Source organism: Litorivivens sp. (genome assembly GCF_057445395.1).
The window spans coordinates 16274-33488 of record NZ_JBVBUV010000018.1 but is presented as its reverse complement, the minus strand read 5'-3'; the positions used below and the strand labels follow the sequence as shown (position 1 = coordinate 33488).

At 54.6% G+C, this 17215-nt stretch carries 13 protein-coding genes; 7 read left to right on the top strand and 6 right to left on the bottom strand.

The window, feature by feature from the left end; translation table 11 throughout:
• Positions 1-5: 5 nt before the first annotated feature.
• The 3 genes from AC222A_RS07550 to AC222A_RS07540 all read right to left on the bottom strand — a co-directional run bounded on the left by AC222A_RS07550 (position 6) and on the right by AC222A_RS07540 (position 4064).
• Positions 6-2603, bottom strand: coding sequence for a TonB-dependent receptor (locus tag AC222A_RS07550; protein ID WP_372798056.1), 2598 nt, complete (start codon positions 2601-2603; stop codon positions 6-8).
• A 124-nt stretch (positions 2604-2727) separates the two neighbouring features.
• Positions 2728-3207 (bottom strand): bactofilin family protein, encoded by a 480-nt coding sequence (locus AC222A_RS07545; protein WP_372748198.1) that lies wholly within the window; start codon positions 3205-3207, stop codon positions 2728-2730.
• A complete protein-coding gene (locus tag AC222A_RS07540; RefSeq protein WP_372748197.1) occupies positions 3111-4064 on the bottom strand; it encodes a M23 family metallopeptidase in 954 nt (317 codons plus the stop codon). Before AC222A_RS07540 ends, AC222A_RS07545 begins: the two co-directional genes overlap by 97 nt.
• Before the next feature lie 258 nt (positions 4065-4322).
• Here AC222A_RS07540 and AC222A_RS07535 point away from each other — a divergent pair, with 258 nt between their 5' ends.
• Positions 4323-5123, top strand: a complete 801-nt coding sequence (locus tag AC222A_RS07535; protein WP_486774813.1) for a sterol desaturase family protein — start codon at positions 4323-4325, stop codon at positions 5121-5123.
• Here AC222A_RS07535 and AC222A_RS07530 read toward each other — a convergent pair.
• Both AC222A_RS07530 and AC222A_RS07525 read right to left on the bottom strand, forming a co-directional pair.
• On the bottom strand, positions 5110-5574 hold the full coding sequence (locus AC222A_RS07530) for an acyl-CoA thioesterase (protein WP_486774812.1): 465 nt from the start codon (positions 5572-5574) through the stop codon (positions 5110-5112). The two genes, AC222A_RS07535 and AC222A_RS07530, sit on opposite strands and share 14 nt — an antisense overlap.
• A gap of 3 nt (positions 5575-5577) precedes the next feature.
• The gene (locus AC222A_RS07525) at positions 5578-6210 is read right to left on the bottom strand and encodes a MarC family protein (protein WP_372749581.1); all 633 of its coding nucleotides are present in this window, start codon (positions 6208-6210) and stop codon (positions 5578-5580) included.
• 271 nt (positions 6211-6481) lie between these two features.
• On the opposite strand from AC222A_RS07525, the gene AC222A_RS07520 reads away from it, so the two are divergent.
• From AC222A_RS07520 to nadA, 3 genes are all read left to right on the top strand, one after another.
• Positions 6482-8506 (top strand): DUF1800 domain-containing protein, encoded by a 2025-nt coding sequence (locus AC222A_RS07520; protein ID WP_486774811.1) that lies wholly within the window; start codon positions 6482-6484, stop codon positions 8504-8506.
• Positions 8507-8518: 12 nt separating this feature from the next.
• Positions 8519-10120: a DUF1501 domain-containing protein gene (locus AC222A_RS07515; RefSeq protein WP_486774810.1), complete on the top strand. Its 1602-nt coding sequence runs from the start codon at positions 8519-8521 to the stop codon at positions 10118-10120.
• A gap of 99 nt (positions 10121-10219) precedes the next feature.
• On the top strand, positions 10220-11263 hold the full coding sequence (gene nadA, locus AC222A_RS07510; RefSeq protein WP_372747395.1) for a quinolinate synthase NadA: 1044 nt from the start codon (positions 10220-10222) through the stop codon (positions 11261-11263).
• 81 nt (positions 11264-11344) lie between these two features.
• Here nadA and AC222A_RS07505 read toward each other — a convergent pair whose 3' ends face one another.
• On the bottom strand, positions 11345-12796 hold the full coding sequence (locus tag AC222A_RS07505) for a M48 family metalloprotease (protein ID WP_372809403.1): 1452 nt from the start codon (positions 12794-12796) through the stop codon (positions 11345-11347).
• A gap of 183 nt (positions 12797-12979) precedes the next feature.
• On the opposite strand from AC222A_RS07505, the gene AC222A_RS07500 reads away from it, so the two are divergent.
• From AC222A_RS07500 to AC222A_RS07490, 3 genes are read left to right on the top strand one after another with little or no spacing between them, the layout of a single operon-like run.
• On the top strand, positions 12980-13213 hold the full coding sequence (locus tag AC222A_RS07500) for a sulfurtransferase TusA family protein (RefSeq protein ID WP_372747393.1): 234 nt from the start codon (positions 12980-12982) through the stop codon (positions 13211-13213).
• 15 nt (positions 13214-13228) lie between these two features.
• Complete coding sequence (locus AC222A_RS07495; protein ID WP_372758765.1) at positions 13229-14314, top strand: AI-2E family transporter; 1086 nt, start codon at positions 13229-13231, stop codon at positions 14312-14314.
• Positions 14314-17154, top strand: a complete 2841-nt coding sequence (locus tag AC222A_RS07490; RefSeq protein ID WP_372809402.1) for an insulinase family protein — start codon at positions 14314-14316, stop codon at positions 17152-17154. Before AC222A_RS07495 ends, AC222A_RS07490 begins: the two co-directional genes overlap by 1 nt.
• Positions 17155-17215 lie beyond the last annotated feature (61 nt).

The following is a 17215-nucleotide window of genomic DNA, read 5'->3' as shown; positions in this document are numbered from 1 at the left end:
GCGGGTTAGAAGGTTTTGCGTAGCTCAACACCGTAAAAGCGCGGATTTCCTAGAGCCTGAGCGAAGGTGCCGATAGAGTCCCCGGTGGCTACAGCGCCAATGTCGTAACGTTCATCGGTGGCGTTTTTTACATACGCAGAAATGCTCAGGTCGTCCTCGTTGTTATTCCAGGTAACCCGGGCATCGACCAGAGTGTAGGCGTCTGAGTAGACGCCTTCAGGGTTGGTGTGACGAACATCCCAGGACCCGTTATCAAACCCAAGGTAAATCTCGCTCTTGTAGCTGAAATCAATGCGCGGCGTAATCAGCCCGACTGGCGTGACAAAAGTGTACTGCATACCCAGTGAGGCTGTTTGCTCTGGTGATACCGGAAACTGCTCGTCGCTGCGATCAATCTCCACGCTGCGCCCCTGAGTAGCCAGTGCCGTGAGGTCCTGGTCAACGAACTCTTTAAATTTGTAATTGTTGTTGCTGTAGCTCAGGGTCACCATCATTTGCGCGGTGGGGATCCACATAAGCTCGAGCTCGCCGCCTTCAATCACCGATTCACCGGCGTTCTGTGAGGTTACTACGAGGGTGTTCGCGGAATCTGTTTTCACTGTGATCAGCTGCATATCTTCAAAGATCATGGAATACAGTGCGATATTGAGACGCACCGAGCGCTCAAATGCATCGATTTTTACCCCAATTTCCCGATTTTCAAGTTTTTCGGGGTCAACTACGACCAGTCCATCTTGGCCGCTGGGCTCCAGAAAACCGGATTTGAACCCGTTACTCCAGGTGCCATACACCAGCAGTGAATTCAACGCATTGTCATCGAGCCATTCGCTGGGCACAAACCAGGAAGCCGACGCCATGGGGGTAAACTGACTGAATGTTGAATCGCGCTTGTCGTATTTTGGTGCGCTCAGTGGTGAGCTGATATCCGGGTGGCCAACGGCGTTCTTGAGGATCTGGTTGGCAATGCGAATGGGGTCCTGCAACCAGGCGCCGTTAAAGGTATGGATGGCAAGGTCGGGATACAAGGTATTGAAGCGTGGATCGGCGCCAACGATGGCGCTGACAGCCGCGTTGTCTGCAATCTGGGTGACGAGTTTTGATTCGCGCTGTTCTTCGGTGTAGCGTCCGCCCACGGTCAGCTCCAGGTTTTCGGTGATATGCCAGGTGGCTTGGGAAAAAACCGCGCTGGTCTGACCCTCGATTTCGAAATTCTGCCGTGTATCCAACGGCAACAATGCCGCCACAATGGGTAGCGGGGTGCCAATGATCTGCGGCAGCAGTGATGGCGGTGTGCCTGCATACTGACCACCCAACAGCCCTGCCAGCACCACGGCATCGACGCCAATGATAGGGTCGGAAGTGAGGAAGGTTTCTGATTTGTATTCATGCTGCCAGAATACGCCGGCGGTGTAATCGACACGGCTTTCCATCACGCTGCCATTGAGTTGGAGTTCCAGTGTCAGGGAATCCTGGTCGCCTTCGCCGAGTATGACGGCTTTTTGATATTCCTCCGGACCTGCGTCGTCGCTATTGGTCTGGGGCCCTGTTTTCAACGCGTCCCGATAACCCACAATGGCCTTCAGGTCGTGTGTGTCGCTGAGTGCCCAGTCAAAGGTGGCGCCAAACATCAGGGTGTCGAGTTTTTTGGTCTGCCGCTGGCTGGCGCCCATGTTGGTGGTTAGATCCGGCAGTGTGTCGCGATCATTGGCCGCGCAGTTGTCTTTGTAGGCGCGGGGGTTGGCGGGATCGGTATCGCCGGGCCATAAGATACCCAGGCCATTTACAAACAGTGCGTTTTCGTTGACCAGTTTGCAGTGATAGGAGGGATAGCGCTCATCAATTTTGCCGAGAAAGGTGAAAGTATCAAAGGTTAGCTCGTCGCTGATCAACCATCGGGTCTGAAAAATTGCGGAGAGACGATCCACCGACTGGTTGTTCGAGGTGGACAGATCTTTAATAAATCCGTCGCGGCGATGGCTGTTGAACGCGATGCGGGTATAGAAGTCGTCATTCACCGGAAAGTCATAGGCAGCGCGAATACGCTGATCATTGTAGTTGCCCAGTGCCACTTCGACGTAGCCCTGCTGTTCTTCCGAGGGCTTGGTCAGGGTGAATACCAGAGCGCCGCCGGTATTGTTTTTGCCGAACAAAGTGCCTTGAGGACCGCGCAGAACCTGCACGCTGTCGATATCGATGGTATCGAGTAATTGGCCATCAGCGCGGGGTATGAAGATGCCGTCCAGATAGACGCTGACCGACGGATCTTGCCGTATCAGGCCAGCCCGCTGTCCGATACCGCGAATAAATATCTGGGTGCTGGTGCTGTCGTTGATTTGTAGGCTGGGGACTGATTTGGTGAGCTCGGTGGTATTCACGATGCCCTGAGCACGGAGATCGTCGCCGCTGATAGCAGTGACCGCAACCGGCGTTTCCTGAATGCTTTCGGCGCGCTTACGCGCGGTAACTACAACCTCTTCCAGTGCTCCGGAGAAGTTACGCTTACTACTGGCAGTTTGCTGACTGGTGTCGGTCTGTTGCGCATTTACAAGCTGGCAGACAAGGGTGATCGTGGCAGCAAGACCCGCCGACGCAATTCGATTCATGGTGGGCTTTCCCTAGGGCAGGGGAGGCTTTCCCCTGGCAGCTGATTATTGGAATTATGTTGGCTGCTAGGATCTCGCAGCCATAGCTATTCTAGGAAGTGGAGAGACTCTGAGAATCACCCGTTTAGGTGAGTTGAGGTTCTGTCTGCTCTGACGCGCTCTGGGTCGCGAGTGAGTCGTCTGATGTATTTGGGTTGTCGCCGTTTGCGGTCGCGGTTTGGTGAGACAGGCGGCGTGGCTCAGCGTCATCGGTGTTTTTGATATGGCTAGTGCCACTGAAGTGGCCGCCGGGTTCGATGACCAGCTCGGTAACAAAGATTTCGCCAATTACGCGCCCGCCGCTGACAATTTCCAGTCGCTCGGCATCTATGGTGCCGTCTACGCAACCGCTGATCACAACTTTTTTGGCTTGGATTGCGCCGTCAAACTCGCCACCCTTGCCGACAGATACATTCAGGCTCGAATTGACCTTGCCTGACATTCTGCCGTCCAGATGAAAGTCGTCGTTTAGTTGGAGATCACCGACAATCTTGGTTCCGCTTGCAACAACAGTCGTTCCGGGCTGATCACTGCTTTCCTTACCGACTCGGCCAAGGATTCCCATTTAATATGCTCCGCTCGTTCGAAGATGACATCATAATTCTCGAACGACCACTCCGTAAATGGTTTTGGATCAAGTCTGCGGTGCAGGTAGCGAACTTCGTAGTGCAGATGAGGGGCGCTGCTCATGCCGGTATTGCCCGTATGGCCAATCAGATCGCCACGTTGAACGTAATCGCCGGTTTTGACCAGAATTTTGCTGAGGTGACCATAGGTTGAGCTGAATCCATAGTTGTGGTTCAGCTTGATCATATTCCCCAGACCGCTGCTTTTGTGGGGGGCTGCCCACTCAACAACGCCACTAGCAGTGGCAAAAATAGGGGTGCCGATTGCCGCACTCATATCCAGCCCGCCGTGCATTGCTTTGCGGTTTAGGACGGGATGCATACGCATGCCGTATTTGCTGGTCAGCCGGGTGTCCTGTAGCGGCATGCCGCTGGGGATGGATTCCAGCATCAGCCGCTTTTGTTGGGCTGTGATATTGGCCGTATCGAGCCTTTCGCCAATCGTGCTGTTGGGCTCAGGCTTCAGACCAATCAGAATTTCCAGGTCGCCCAGCTCTTCGTGAACCTTAGTCAGTGCTGCGGCTTTTTCATCGACAGCATGGAGTAGGGAACGTTGCTTGTTCAGTAGTTGCTGGTTCTGGTATTTAATGTGGGCCTGATATTCTTCCAGTGATTGCAGATTGCTGTTCAGCGCGGCAACTTTGGCCGAGAGAAAGTAAATTGACAACCCGCCTGCTACGAAACCCAGTGTGACCACGGTGCCAACTGCGCCAAGTATGCGGCGCATTAGCTGGCTAAAGTTGAAATGGCGTGCGCCTCGATAATCTGTAATGGTGACGGTATATCTGTCTCGCATTGATTAAACTCTTGTTTTCGCACATCTTGTCGCTGAACTTGTTGCGTCTTACCTTTGACACAAAATTCTGTCGGTAATATTACCTATTATTGGGCTATTGTGACCTAGCTCACGGTATTGCGCAATCTTTAATCAGGTGTGTCGCACGGTCGCGTTTTCGGGAAAGGGGTGCAAGGCGCTATCGTTAAAGTGTTAGTCTGGCAGCAAAATTCGCTGAAACCGCCGAACTCAAAGGGTTTGACGGCATAGAACTGGAGAATGGCGACTTTGAGTGAGCATGTGAATGCTGAATTTTTGCGCCTATGGGTGTTCGTTCTAGTCTTGCTGTTGATGTCTGGCTGGGAAAGCTGGCGACCTTTTCGGCCGCGACCCCGTGGTGGACGGCGCTGGACCAATCTGCTGTTGGCGGTAGTTGATGCGGGGGTTTTGCGCCTGTTTTTTCCAATGTTGGCGGTGGGTGTGGCGCACTGGGCGACGCAAACCGGGTTCGGGGTACTCAATATCATCACGATGCCGGTCTGGTGTGCGGTGGTGTTATCGCTATTGCTGCTGGACCTACTTGTGTACTGGCAACACCGCTTGTTTCATCGGATCCCCGTGTTTTGGCGAATGCACGCGATGCATCACAGTGATGTTCAGTTTGATGCCTCCACCGGACTGCGTTTTCACCCGTTGGAAATTGTTGTTTCGATGTTGCTGAAAATGGGCGTGGTGGCGGTGTTAGGCGCGCCACTATTGGCAGTGCTGCTGTTTGAGATGCTGCTCAATGCCAGTGCGCTCTTTAATCATGCCAATATCAAGTTGCCGACGCGGTTTGAGTATTACTTGCGCGGGCTGATTGTGACGCCGGATATGCATCGCATTCACCACTCGGTGAACCCTGCGGAGCACCATCGCAATTTCGGCTTTATGCTGTCGGTGTGGGATCGGCTATTTAACAGCTACTGCCGGGAAGCCAAGCAGAATCCACAGACAATGGAGCTGGGCTTGAAGCGGTTTCGACAACCAGAAGAGCAAACCTTGAAGGCACTGCTGATACAACCCTTCAGGGCTCAGTGACGACAGCGTCGCCGTAGATCCGCTTGAACGCTTCCGGCATGCGCCGAGCTTTGCCGTTGGACATGCAAATGCTTACCAGTTTCCAAGTACCCCGCAGTATCGTTTCGGCGCGAGCTTGGCCGTTGCGCGCAAGCCTTACTAGCTGAAAGCGTCGCTCCAGTTGTAGTCTGCCGTCACACTGTGTCAGCCACGTACCCAATTCCAAATTCTCGCCGATATAGGCTGCACTGATGTAGTCGTATTCGGCGTGACGAATGGCCATGGCCGCGTCGAGCTGGCGGTAGTCTTCAATACCCAGACCCAGGGCCTGCGAATGCTGCCAACCAGCCTGCTGGCACCAACCGACATAAATGGCGTTGTTTACATGGTTCAGACTGTCGATATGTTCAGCTTCGGCGGTGTACTTGAGGATGAAGGGCGTGGGCAAATCCCACAGATTATGTTCGCTCATTGCTCAGCCCCCAAACAGATTGGCCTGGGCAATGCCATCAAATAGAAACTGCACGGCAAGCGCGCTCAACAGGATGCCGAATACACGGGTGATAACCTGGATGCCGGTAAGGCCAAGAAATCGGTTAATTTCGCTCGCCATCAACATCGATACCAGTGTGACGCCAATGATGACGACCATCGACGCCAGTACCATGGCTTGATGTAACACATTGGTATGAGCATCTGCCATTAATAGCAGCGTAGCGCCGATAGCGCCCGGGCCGGCAATAAGCGGCGTTGCCAGCGGGAACACCGCGATATCGTGTCTCTCTATGGCTTCATTATCTTCATCGATGGTCGTGCTGGTGGCGCCCGATGGGCGGGCAAAGACCATATCAATGCCAATAAGTAAAAGGAGAATGCCGCCCGCCGCACGCAGTGCCGCTAGTGAAATGCCAAGGCTTTCCAGTATGAACTGGCCGACGATGGCGAACACGAACAAGATGCCCAGCGCAATCAGGCAGGCTTTTACCGCAATTCTGCGGCGCTCACGTCGCGGAATGGCCACGGTAAAAGCAGCGAACATCGTGGCAACATCGATCGGGCCGATGGTGGCAAAGAAGGTAGTAAGGGCGACGGCAGCGTATTCGTACATGGCGGCTAAAGTACTGGGAAGTTCGGTGGCCGTCCAGTGCTTTACTGGGCGTTTTGTTGGCTTCTGCTGCGCGCACTGGTGTGACCACCTTCACAGTGAAGGTCAATGGCGCTGTACAGCAGGGAATTTTGGGGTATAACCAGCAGCGGCGTTCTTAGTTGAATTGCCTACCATAACAATAAACGCTAAAAGTGGCCTGCTGCACGGCATCACCACATGTAACGAACAGCCTGTGTGCGAAGGCGCGCACGCCAGTACAGGAAGATTCAGGGTGTATGGAATACGACGCGATTTGAGGGTGCCGGTAATAGCGCGAACAGTCATGCTGTGCTGCGCGTTGCTGACAGGGTGTAACAATGGCTCAAGTGATAGCGATGCACCGCAGAGTACGCCAAGTGCGCCGGAAGAGGCTGTAGAAAAAAGCATTACGCCGCCCAGCCTGTACGACGCGTTTCGTCTGGCGCGTCAGGCTACCTTCGGCCCTGATGCGCGAACACTGGGTACCATTCGGCAACAGGGTCTGGAAGGTTGGCTTGATAATCAGCTTTCCATGCGTTCAGCCTACGACTCGACAACGGATTTTCGCAAAACCCATCTTGAGCGTTTGCAGGCAATGGCGGTGGCCGTTGAGCCGATGACCGACTGGTTCCCGCAAACGCTGCAGTCGCAATCAGGTATGCCGTTATTCGACGGTTCTGCTTCCAGACATACATTGGACTACCAGAACAGTATCTGGTTTGAACAGGCACTGGACGCGCCGGATCAGTTGCGACAGCGCATGGCCTATGCCCTCAGCCAGATTCTGGTGGTATCGCACACGGAGTTTCCGCTGAATGCCCGCCCGGAAGCACTGGCTCACTATTACGACCTGCTGGCGAAACATGCTTTTGGCAATTTCAGGGTGTTGCTCGGTGCTATGGCGCGCAGCCCGGCCATGGGTATCTACCTTTCGCATCAGGGTAACCGAAAAGCCAACACTGCGCGTAAAACCCTGCCGGACGAAAATTTTGCCCGGGAGCTAATGCAGCTGTTCACCATTGGGCTGTATGAGCTCAATCAGGATGGGACAGCGAAAACTGACGCGGCGGGTAACCTCGTGCCAACCTACACGCAAGAGGATATCGAAGAACTGTCACGGGTAGTGACTGGCTGGGATTTGCAGTTTAACAGCGCCTACGGTCGCTTGTGGCAGCATGAGGGTAGTGTTGTGCACCCGATGGAGTTCAATCCCGACGAACATGATTTTGGCGAGAAGCAGCTTTTAGGGCAGACGATTGCCGCAAATATTCCCGCAGGGCGCGATCTCGATGTTGCTCTGGATATCCTGTTTGAACATCCGAATACGGCTCCCTTTATCAGTAAGCACCTGATTCAGAGGCTGGTTACTTCTAATCCTACGCCAGACTACGTAGCGCGGGTTGCTGCAGTATTTGCGGATAATGGCGAGGGCGTGCGCGGTGATTTAAAGGCGACGCTGAAGGCCATTTTACTGGATTCAGAAGCGCGCAAATCGACACTGGTTCAACAAGCCGATTATGGCAAAGTGGTGGAACCCCTGCTGACGTTGACGGGTATTCTGCGTGCCTTTAACGCCGAGCCGGTTGCAGGTTGGTACAACGAGCGCCTTGAATACCCGGAGCCAGCGCGGGTGAACGGCTTCTATTTTTTCCGCTCTGATCATCGTTGGCCGCTGGGTCAGGCTGCGCTGCGTTCACCCTCGGTATTTAACTTTTACAGCCCCGACTTTGTGCCCCAGGATCATTTTTACAATAGCGGTCGCGACGGGGCGGCCCTGGTGTTGCCGGAAATGCAATTGCGCACACCGACCAATATTGCCGGCTTTCAGTCGTTGTTGCTGCCCGGTGGCCCATTGCTGGAAAAAAACGGATTGGTGCTGACCCACGGGAATGTCGATGCCTTTGTGCGCGCGCAGGAACGCTGGGTGGTACTGCCAATGATTGCGCACGTGAATTTTGGGCCCGTGCTTGATGCCTTTGAGCTCGCAATAGACGGCGATACTGACGGTGATTTCCAGAATATTAACCGTCGCAATACCAATGCAAAGGGGCAGACACCAAAACAGGCGGGCATTGATGCGGTGTTGCGCGCGCTTGAGCACATCCTGCTGGGCGGTCGTCCGCTGTCAGAACCGCTGCGCAGTGATCTTATGGTGCAGCTGGATGGTGGGCGCTATTTTAATGACGATCAGTTGCCGCCGGCAGAACAGGCTTTGCGGGTGGTGAGTGGCGCTGTGCAATATGTTGCGCTGTCCGCCGACTATCTGGCGCAGCAGTAAGAGGAAAAGACAGTGACGGAATTAAATCGACGGGAATTCTTTAAAGCGGTGCTCGGCGGCGGGGCGCTCGCGGCAAGCGGTGGTGTCGGCACGCTGTACTCGGGGTTTGCCCGAGCTGCCGCCCCCGCTTTTGATGACTATAAAGCGCTGGTGGTGTTTTATTTGTATGGCGGCAACGATGCATACAATATGGTTATTCCCATGGGTAGCGGTACTCGCAGTTACGATGAATACGCTAATAGCCGCGGAGGAATCGCTGTTGCGAACAAGGGTTTGACGGCGGATCGCCAGGGTAACAATCCCTATGCGGCAGGTGGCAACAGCGACGCCGAAAAATATCTGGGCGGGCTTTATACCTTCGACGACTATGTTGCCGGGTTGGATGGCTATCGGCCCGAGACCCATATTGGCATCAACGCCATGATGCCGGAATTGGCGCAGCTCTACCGCGATGGCCGTGCAGCTTCTGTGGTAAATGTGGGTAGTTTGGTGGAGCCAGTGACCAAAAACCAGCTGGGGGAGAAAAAACTGCCGCCCTTTCTGTTTGCCCATAATCACCAGACTCGAGCGATGGAGACCGGTTGGGCCGACAATTTGTCTGCGATGGGCTGGGCCGGACGTCTGGCAGATTTGTGGGAAGCGCATACGGCCAGCGGTGTAAATGGTGGCTCAGCCTTGGGGCTCAATGTTTCCTTTGGCGGTAACAGTCGACTCATGACCGGGCGGATGAATGCACCCTCTGTGCTATCGCCTAGCAGCAGTCGATTGTTCGATACCAGGCAAGATCGTTTCGACGCGGATTTCTTTCGGCAGCTCAATCGAGAGCTACCCGACGACCACCCTCTGCATCGAGTGTTGCGCAGTGCCAACCGGCGCTCGGTTGATCTTTCCAATCTGCTATCCGGTTACTACGCCGATACCGAAGGCATGTTTGGCAGTTTGCAGAACCCCTACGGTGGCGACCTTTTCAGCACCCCAGATGCCGCCGACCTGGCATTGAGTCGCGGGCTGTCTGGGCAGGCGTTGCGGTCCTTTCATGCGGTTGCGCGAATGATTCACGTTGGTCGCAATCAGCTTGGTTTAAATCGGCAGATATTTTTTGTCGGCATGGGCGGCTTTGATAATCACACAGATCTGGCGAGCAAGCATCCCTTGCTATTGCGGGAGATCAGTCTCGCGCTCAATGATTTTACGACAGCGCTGGACGACATGAATGGCGGCATTGCCGATGAAGTGCTAGTGGCCAGCCTGAGCGATTTTGGGCGAACGCTGGGCAATAACGGCGATGGCACAGATCACGCCTGGGCGGGCTGCAATATCCTGTTGGGCGGTGGTATTGACGGCGGCCGGGTATTGGGGGAGTTGCCTGACCTTAGATTGGGCGGCGACAGCGATACTGCCAGCAACCCGGGTCGCGCCAAGGGGCGCCTGATTCCAACCACGGCCATTGACCAGTATCTGGCCACCCTGTGCGACTGGTTTGGGGTGGCTGAAAACGAGATGGCGGGTCTATTTCCCAACCTGAGCGCGTTTGAAGCCACTCCAGGCGAGGCTTCGTCGGCCTACCTTGCGCTCAATAAAGCGCAGGAATCCGGTTTGCCTTTATCGCTATGAGCTGGCGTCAAGGTGCAATACGTGCATTTCAGGCATGATTGGCTGGCGCTTTCCTGATAAAATCGGCGGCCACGTTGTTACTACACAGGTTTTCGTTGGATGGAGCAGCAAGTATCTCCTCAACAGCTGGTGCGCGATCATCTGGATTCTCTCCAGAATGCCGTCGAGTCGGTCGATATTGACCGCGAAGCCCAGATAGAGCGTATCAAGGCCTTGTTAAAGGCGCGTGACGCTGTATTGGTTGCCCATTACTACACAGACCCGGAAATTCAGGCATTAGCCGAAGAAACCGGCGGTTGTGTCTCCGATTCGTTGGAGATGGCCCGTTTTGGTCGAGACCATCCAGCCTCCACGCTGGTGGTGGCGGGCGTCAAATTTATGGGCGAAACCGCGAAAATCCTGTCACCCGACAAGCGGGTGCTGATGCCGACGCTGGAGGCAACCTGTTCGCTGGATATTGGTTGTCCTGCCGATGAGTTTGCGGCTTTCTGTGATCAACACCCCGATCGAACTGTGGTGGTCTACGCCAATACCTCGGCAGCAGTTAAAGCCCGGGCAGATTGGGTGGTCACCTCCAGTATTGCCTTAAAGGTTGTGGACTATCTGGACTCCCAGGGGAAGAAAATCCTGTGGGCGCCTGACAAGCACTTGGGCTCTTATGTGCAGCGCGAAACCGGCGCTGATGTGCTGTTGTGGGATGGTGCTTGCATCGTTCACGAAGAGTTCAAGGCCAAGGGCTTGTTGGACCTGAAGGCGGTCTATCCAGATGCGGCGGTGCTGGTGCATCCGGAATCACCGCAGGCGGTGGTGGAGCTGGCCGACGTGGTGGGTTCTACCACGCAGATCATTAATGCCGCTCGGGACCTTCCAAATCAGCGCTTTATTGTGGCGACCGATCAAGGCATCTTCTACAAATTGCAGCAGATGGTGCCTGATAAAGAGTTTCTTATTGCACCCACCGCCGGTAATGGCGCGACTTGCCGCAGCTGTGCCAATTGCCCCTGGATGGCGATGAATGCGCTGGATAATCTGGCGGATGCACTGGATAAGGGGCTCAACGAGGTTTTTGTGGATTCCAGTCTGATCGATCGCGCGCTGGTGCCACTTGACCGTATGCTTGATTTTGCCAGTCGCAATCTCTAGGCGGTTGCGTTATAGGTGAAGCCCTTGATGATGCCTGTTCCCGCTGGAACAGGCAGCGCCTCCCTCAAATAGTGTCCCTGACTAGAATTTCTTGAGGGTTTCCCTCAAATCCTGTAAATCCTTCATCCGCTGCCGCAATTTGTGGCGTGCCACGTTGCTGTCGGCGGTGAGCGGCCAGGCGTAGTGCATCTGCTTTTCTGCACTGTCGAGATAGCCGCGCAGCATGAAATACTCGGCGCGCGCCATGTGTACCCCCAGAATATTGCCAGACAGCCCGTGCAATTCGGCCAGCTGATACCACAGGGCTGGATCCTGGGGGCGTCGTTTGCTGTGGTCCGAGAGCAATTCCTCGGCTTCATGGGGGCGGCCACCGCGCTGCAAAACATCTGCCAGGGTCATCGTCAGGGCGTTGTTGCCCGGGTTTAGATCCAGGTGTTTGCGCAGTAACTCACTGGCGTCGCGGAAGGCTTTTTTGCCGGCCAGCGTATTGGCCTGAGCTACGACATAGGCAATACGGTTGGGGTCGTCAGCCAGCAGCGGCTCAAGGCGCTTACCGGCTTCCTCCCACTGATCGTTTGCCATCAGTGCTATCACCACACCGTAGGTTGCTGATTCGGACGGATTGTTTTTCAGGTCGTGTTGCCATTGATTCAGTATGTCGCGTTTATTGGCTGCGAGTGAAAGCTCAGCCCGTTTTTTCATCAACTGGAAGTTAAGGCTGTCGGTATACACCGCGCGCTTGTAGTTGCGAGCTCGGTTGGTACTGTCGCTGATTCGGCTGTCGGTCAGAGGGTGAGTAAGCAGAAATTCCGGCGGTTTGTTGCTGTTGAAACGCAGCCGTCGATTCATGATTTCAAACATGGCGGGAATCGCGGCGGGGTCCATACCGGCATTGGCCATGGTCTGCATGCCAAGCCGATCCGCTTCCTGTTCGTGTTCGCGGCTAAAGCGCAATTGTGACTGCATGGCGGCCGCCTGCCCGGTAGCGATTGCGGCCATGCCGGCGTCACTGCCCGTGGTGGCTGCCAGGACTATGCCCGCCAGCAGGCCGGCCATCATCGATAGATTGCCAGCCCGTTGCTTATCGAGCGAGCGTGCGAAGTGGCGTTGGCTAAGGTGGGCCAGTTCGTGACTGAGTACGCCAGCCAGTTGCGCCTCGTTTTCCGCGTAAGTTAGCAGGCCGTTGTTGATGCCTACCACGCCACCGGGTACCGCGAAGGCATTCAGCTCCGGGTTGTTGACGATAACCAGCTCCAGTCGCTTGTCGCTGAGCTGGCTGTGGCGGGCCAAACGGTAGGTCAGGTCTTCGAGATAATCCTGCATCAGCGGATCGGCAACGGTATCTACTCGGCTACGGAAGGCTTTCAGCCAAACCCTTCCCAGCTCGTGCTCCTGATCCAGGCTGAAGTGCCGGGAGCTGCCGTCACCAAGTTCGGGAAGGTCATACTCGTTGCCGCCCCCAGCGTTGCTACTCTGGGCGAGCACACTGTATGGCAGGAGGAATATCAGGGACAGGAGTAGGATTCTTATCACGTAACTACATTCATGAAATGAAAACAACTTTAGCGGTTTGTAGGCTATGAAAACAAGCTTAACTCTCTCTGACCAGATAAATCGTGAAAAGTGCCGCACTGATACTGTACGTTGTACGCTGGGCGACGCTCGGTTCGACCGTTATACTGCCTGCTTTGCCATTGTCGGGTGTGAGTAAGCTTGATGGATCAACCGTGTGACGTTTCCGTGGATGCCCGGGGGCTGGATTGCCCGTTGCCTCTACTCAAGGCCAAGCAGGCCTTGAATAAAATGACTGTTGGACAAACGCTGGAGGTAACAGCCACTGACCAAGGCTCAGTGCGAGACTTCGCCGTGTTTTCTCAGCAGAGCGGCCATGCATTGTTGTTGTCTGAAGAGTCCAACGGCGAGTACCGTTATATTCTCAGAAAAGCCTGAGGGGGAGAGCTAAGCATGTTGCGCATTATTCGCAACTGGATAGACCGGCTGTTTGCCGAAGAAGAAACGGTAGTGCTGTTGCTGTTGTTGTTGGTTGGCCTGCTGCTTATTGTGACGCTTGGTAATGTGCTGGCTCCGGTGATTGCTAGCTTGGTCTTTGCCTTTATGATGCAGGGTATGATCGCCACGCTGGTGGCCTGGCGCGCGCCGCGCTGGTTGGCAATCACGCTTGCCTATCTGTTGTTTATGGGGCTGTTCTTCGGGTTTATCTTCGGCTTGATGCCGCTGGTCTGGAAGCAGCTGACGAGTTTGATCCAAGAGCTACCCGTGCTGCTGCGTGAACTTCAGAAAACGCTCATGCAGTGGCCGGAGCGTTCCGATCTGATTTCGGAGGCACAGGTGCGTGACCTGGTGGGGGCGGCTGGTGCCGAGCTCGGTAAGCTGGGTCAGCGGGTGGTGTCGTTCTCCATCGCGCAACTTCCCAATTTGCTGGGTGTGCTGATTTACCTGATCCTGGTGCCCATACTGGTGTTTTTCTTTCTCAAAGATAAGGATCAGATTCTCGATTGGCTGAAAACCTTTCTGCCGCACCGGCGGCCACTGATGGCCAAAATCTGGATTGAGATGAATGATCAGGTCGCCAATTATGTTCGGGGCAAAGGCATCGAAATCGTTATTGTCGGCTCCGCGACTTATGTGAGCTTTATTTGGCTCGACCTCAACTATGCCGCACTGTTGGCGTTGTTGGTGGGGATGTCGGTGGTCATTCCCTATATTGGCGCGGCGGTGGTCACGATACCTGTCGTGATTGTCGGCTATCTGCAATGGGGCATAGGACCGGAATTTTATACGCTGCTGTTTGTCTATGGCTTGATTCAGGCCATCGATGGCAACGTTCTGGTGCCGCTGTTGTTTTCAGAGGTGGTTAATATGCACCCGGTGGCCATCATATTGTCCGTGCTGGTATTTGGCGGTGTCTGGGGCTTGTGGGGTGTCTTTTTTGCCATACCGCTGGCGACCCTGGTTAAGGCCATACTCAATGCCTGGCCGACGCCGGGTACGCTCTCGTCGTCAGTAACGCTTCAGGAGGAAAAGGTTTGATGTTAAAACGCTGGTCTCTGGTATTTCTGGTTTTCTGGCTCACCGCTTGTGGCGAGCGCCCTGTTGAACAGATCATTTTACCGGAGACCGATCAACGCCAGGCGCGCCATTTGCGTCTAGATAATGACCTTCAGGTGGTGTTGATTTCAGACCCGCGGGTGGACAAGGCTGCGGCGTCACTGGATATCAAGGTGGGAAGCCGGCAGGATCCACGCGATCGTCAAGGCTTGGCGCATTTTCTTGAGCATATGCTCTTTCTCGGTACTGAGAAATATCCGGATGCCGGAGAGTATCAAACCTTTGTTGCCGGTCACGGCGGTTCACACAACGCGTATACCTCGTTTGAGCACACCAACTATTTTTTCGACATTGGGGCAGGTCATCTCGACGATGCGCTGGACCGGTTTTCGCAGTTTTTTGTGGCGCCGCTATTTAATGCTGAATTCGTCGGTCGTGAAGTCAACGCAGTCAATTCTGAGTACCAGGCTCGCATTCAAAATGATTATCGCCGCACCCTTGATGTGTTTAAGGAGTTGGCCAATCCTGAGCATCCGTTTACCAAGTTTACGGTAGGTAACCTGGCGACGTTGTTGGGAGGGCGTGGTGAAGAGGCATTGCGTCAGGATCTCCTGGATTTTTATAAAAAGTATTATTCGGCTAATCGCATGACGCTGGTTGTTATTGGTCGTGAAAGCCTGGATGAGTTGCAGGCAATGGTTGCGCCGCGTTTCTCCGAAATAGAAAACCGGGGCGTAAAGATCAAGCCTGTCACGGAGACACTGGTAGATGAGCTCCCGCTGCGATTTGAACTCAAGCCCCACAAAGAGTTGCGCGAGCTCTCGATCAGTTTCCCGATGCCGAATGTGCGCCAGCAGTATCACAAGAAACCTTTACATTACCTAGGACACCTTTTGGGTCATGAGGGTGAGGGCAGCTTGCTCTATGTGCTCAAGAAAAACGGTTGGGCTGAGGGGCTGCGGGCAGGCACCAGTCTGGAGTATGACGGTGGTGCGCTGTTTTCCATTGACGTTGAGCTGACTCCGGCTGGTCTTGCTGCTGTTGACGTTGTGACCGACACGGTTTTTGAGGCTATTGCTCTGGTCCAGGAGCGCGGCGTTGAAAACTGGCGCTTTCAGGAGCTGGTGGACAATGCGCGTTTGCAGTTCAATTATCGAACGAGACCTAGTGAGATCCATGAGGCAAGCCAGCTGGCGCACAATCTTCACTACTATAGCCCTTCGGATATCATTCGAGGCGACTACGCCATTTCTGATTTTGACGCCGAACTGATTCAATCGCTCGCGGATCAGCTGACGTTGGACAACGCGGTTATTGCGATTACTCGTCCCGAACTGGATGGAGATAAGGTTTCTGAGCTCTATCAGGTGCCTTATAAGGTCACTGGTGTGACGGCGGCCATGCGTGATCGCTGGACTCAGCGCACCGGCATGCCGGGTTTGATGTTGCCTAAGCCCAACCCGTTTATCGCGTCAGATCTTTCGTTGCGAGCAGGAGAAGGTTCGACTACCCCGCAACAGGTAGTCAATACCAGCCGTGTGGGTGCCTGGCACATGCTCGACAAACGGTTTGCAATCCCCAAGGGCAATCTGAATATCCTTATTCGCTCGCCCAGCGTCAGTCGTGATCCCGAGCGGCAGGCTGCCGCAGAAATCTGGGTGCGTATGGTGCGTGACGAGCTTAATGCCTTTGCCTATCCGGCGCAGATTGCGGGGTTGAATTATTCACTGCATGCGCGCTGGGATGGAATCGAGTTAGAGATTCGCGGGTTTAACGACAAGCAGGGCATGTTGCTGGACAGCCTGGCCAGTCGACTGGGATCGCCGGAATGGGATGAGGTGCGTTTTCAGCGGGTGAAACTGGATTATATTCGCGATCTGGAAAATCAGCGCTTGAACGATCCGTACCGCTTTCTTTCGGCGAGTCTGTCGGAAAACCTTAAACGCTATCGCTGGTCAATCGAAGAACGGCTTGCGGCCGCCAATAAATTCACCATGAAGCACATCAAGGCCTACAGCCGTGAAGCGATGTCTGCCACGCAGCTCTACGTTATGGCGCACGGTAACTATAGCTCTACCGAAGCGCGAGAATACGCCAATATTGCGGCCGACTTCCTGCTCGGCGACCGAGTACCTGACGCTCGCCCGGAACAGGTGCGCCGGATTCCCCAGGGAGATTTTGGCGAGAGCTATAACCTGAAGCACAACGACGCCGCGCTGCTGTGGTATGTGCAAGCGCCGGATCCCGGACACCGGGCGCGCGTAGTGCTGGGCATTGCCGGCCAGATGGTCGGGCCTGCGTTTTTCAATCAGTTGCGCACGCAAGATCAGTTGGGCTACGTGGTCTTCGCCGGTGCTTATCCTGTACGCGAAGTGCCCGGACTCTATTTCATGGTGCAGTCGCCGGTAACAGATACTGCCGATTTGCAGGATCGCTTTCGCACGTTTTTGTCGGGCTGGCTGGAAAACGGTATTAGCGAGGAGCTCTACGAGCGCAATCGACTGGCCTTGCGGGTCAAGCTGATGGAGACGCCACGCAATCTTTGGGAGGCCGGTGATCGCTACTGGCGCGATCTGATGGACGGCTATACCTCTTTTAATAGTCGCGAGCAGTTAGTTGAGGTGTTGGACTCCATGGGTTACGACGTATGGCGGCGCGAACTTGGCGCTATCATGGCGCCAGCTAACAGGCGTTCACTGTGGCTACAGGCGGGCGGTGACCGTGGAGAGAAGGATCTCGGTACACGAAGTCTGCAAGGGGTGATCAAGGCGGGCGGCAAGCGTGAATTTTTTCTCTATGAGCACCCGAAACTCGGAGAGTAGAGTGTGAGTGCATTTCATGTAGTTTTACTACATTTTATGTAGTGATGCTTGGCTGGTAAGC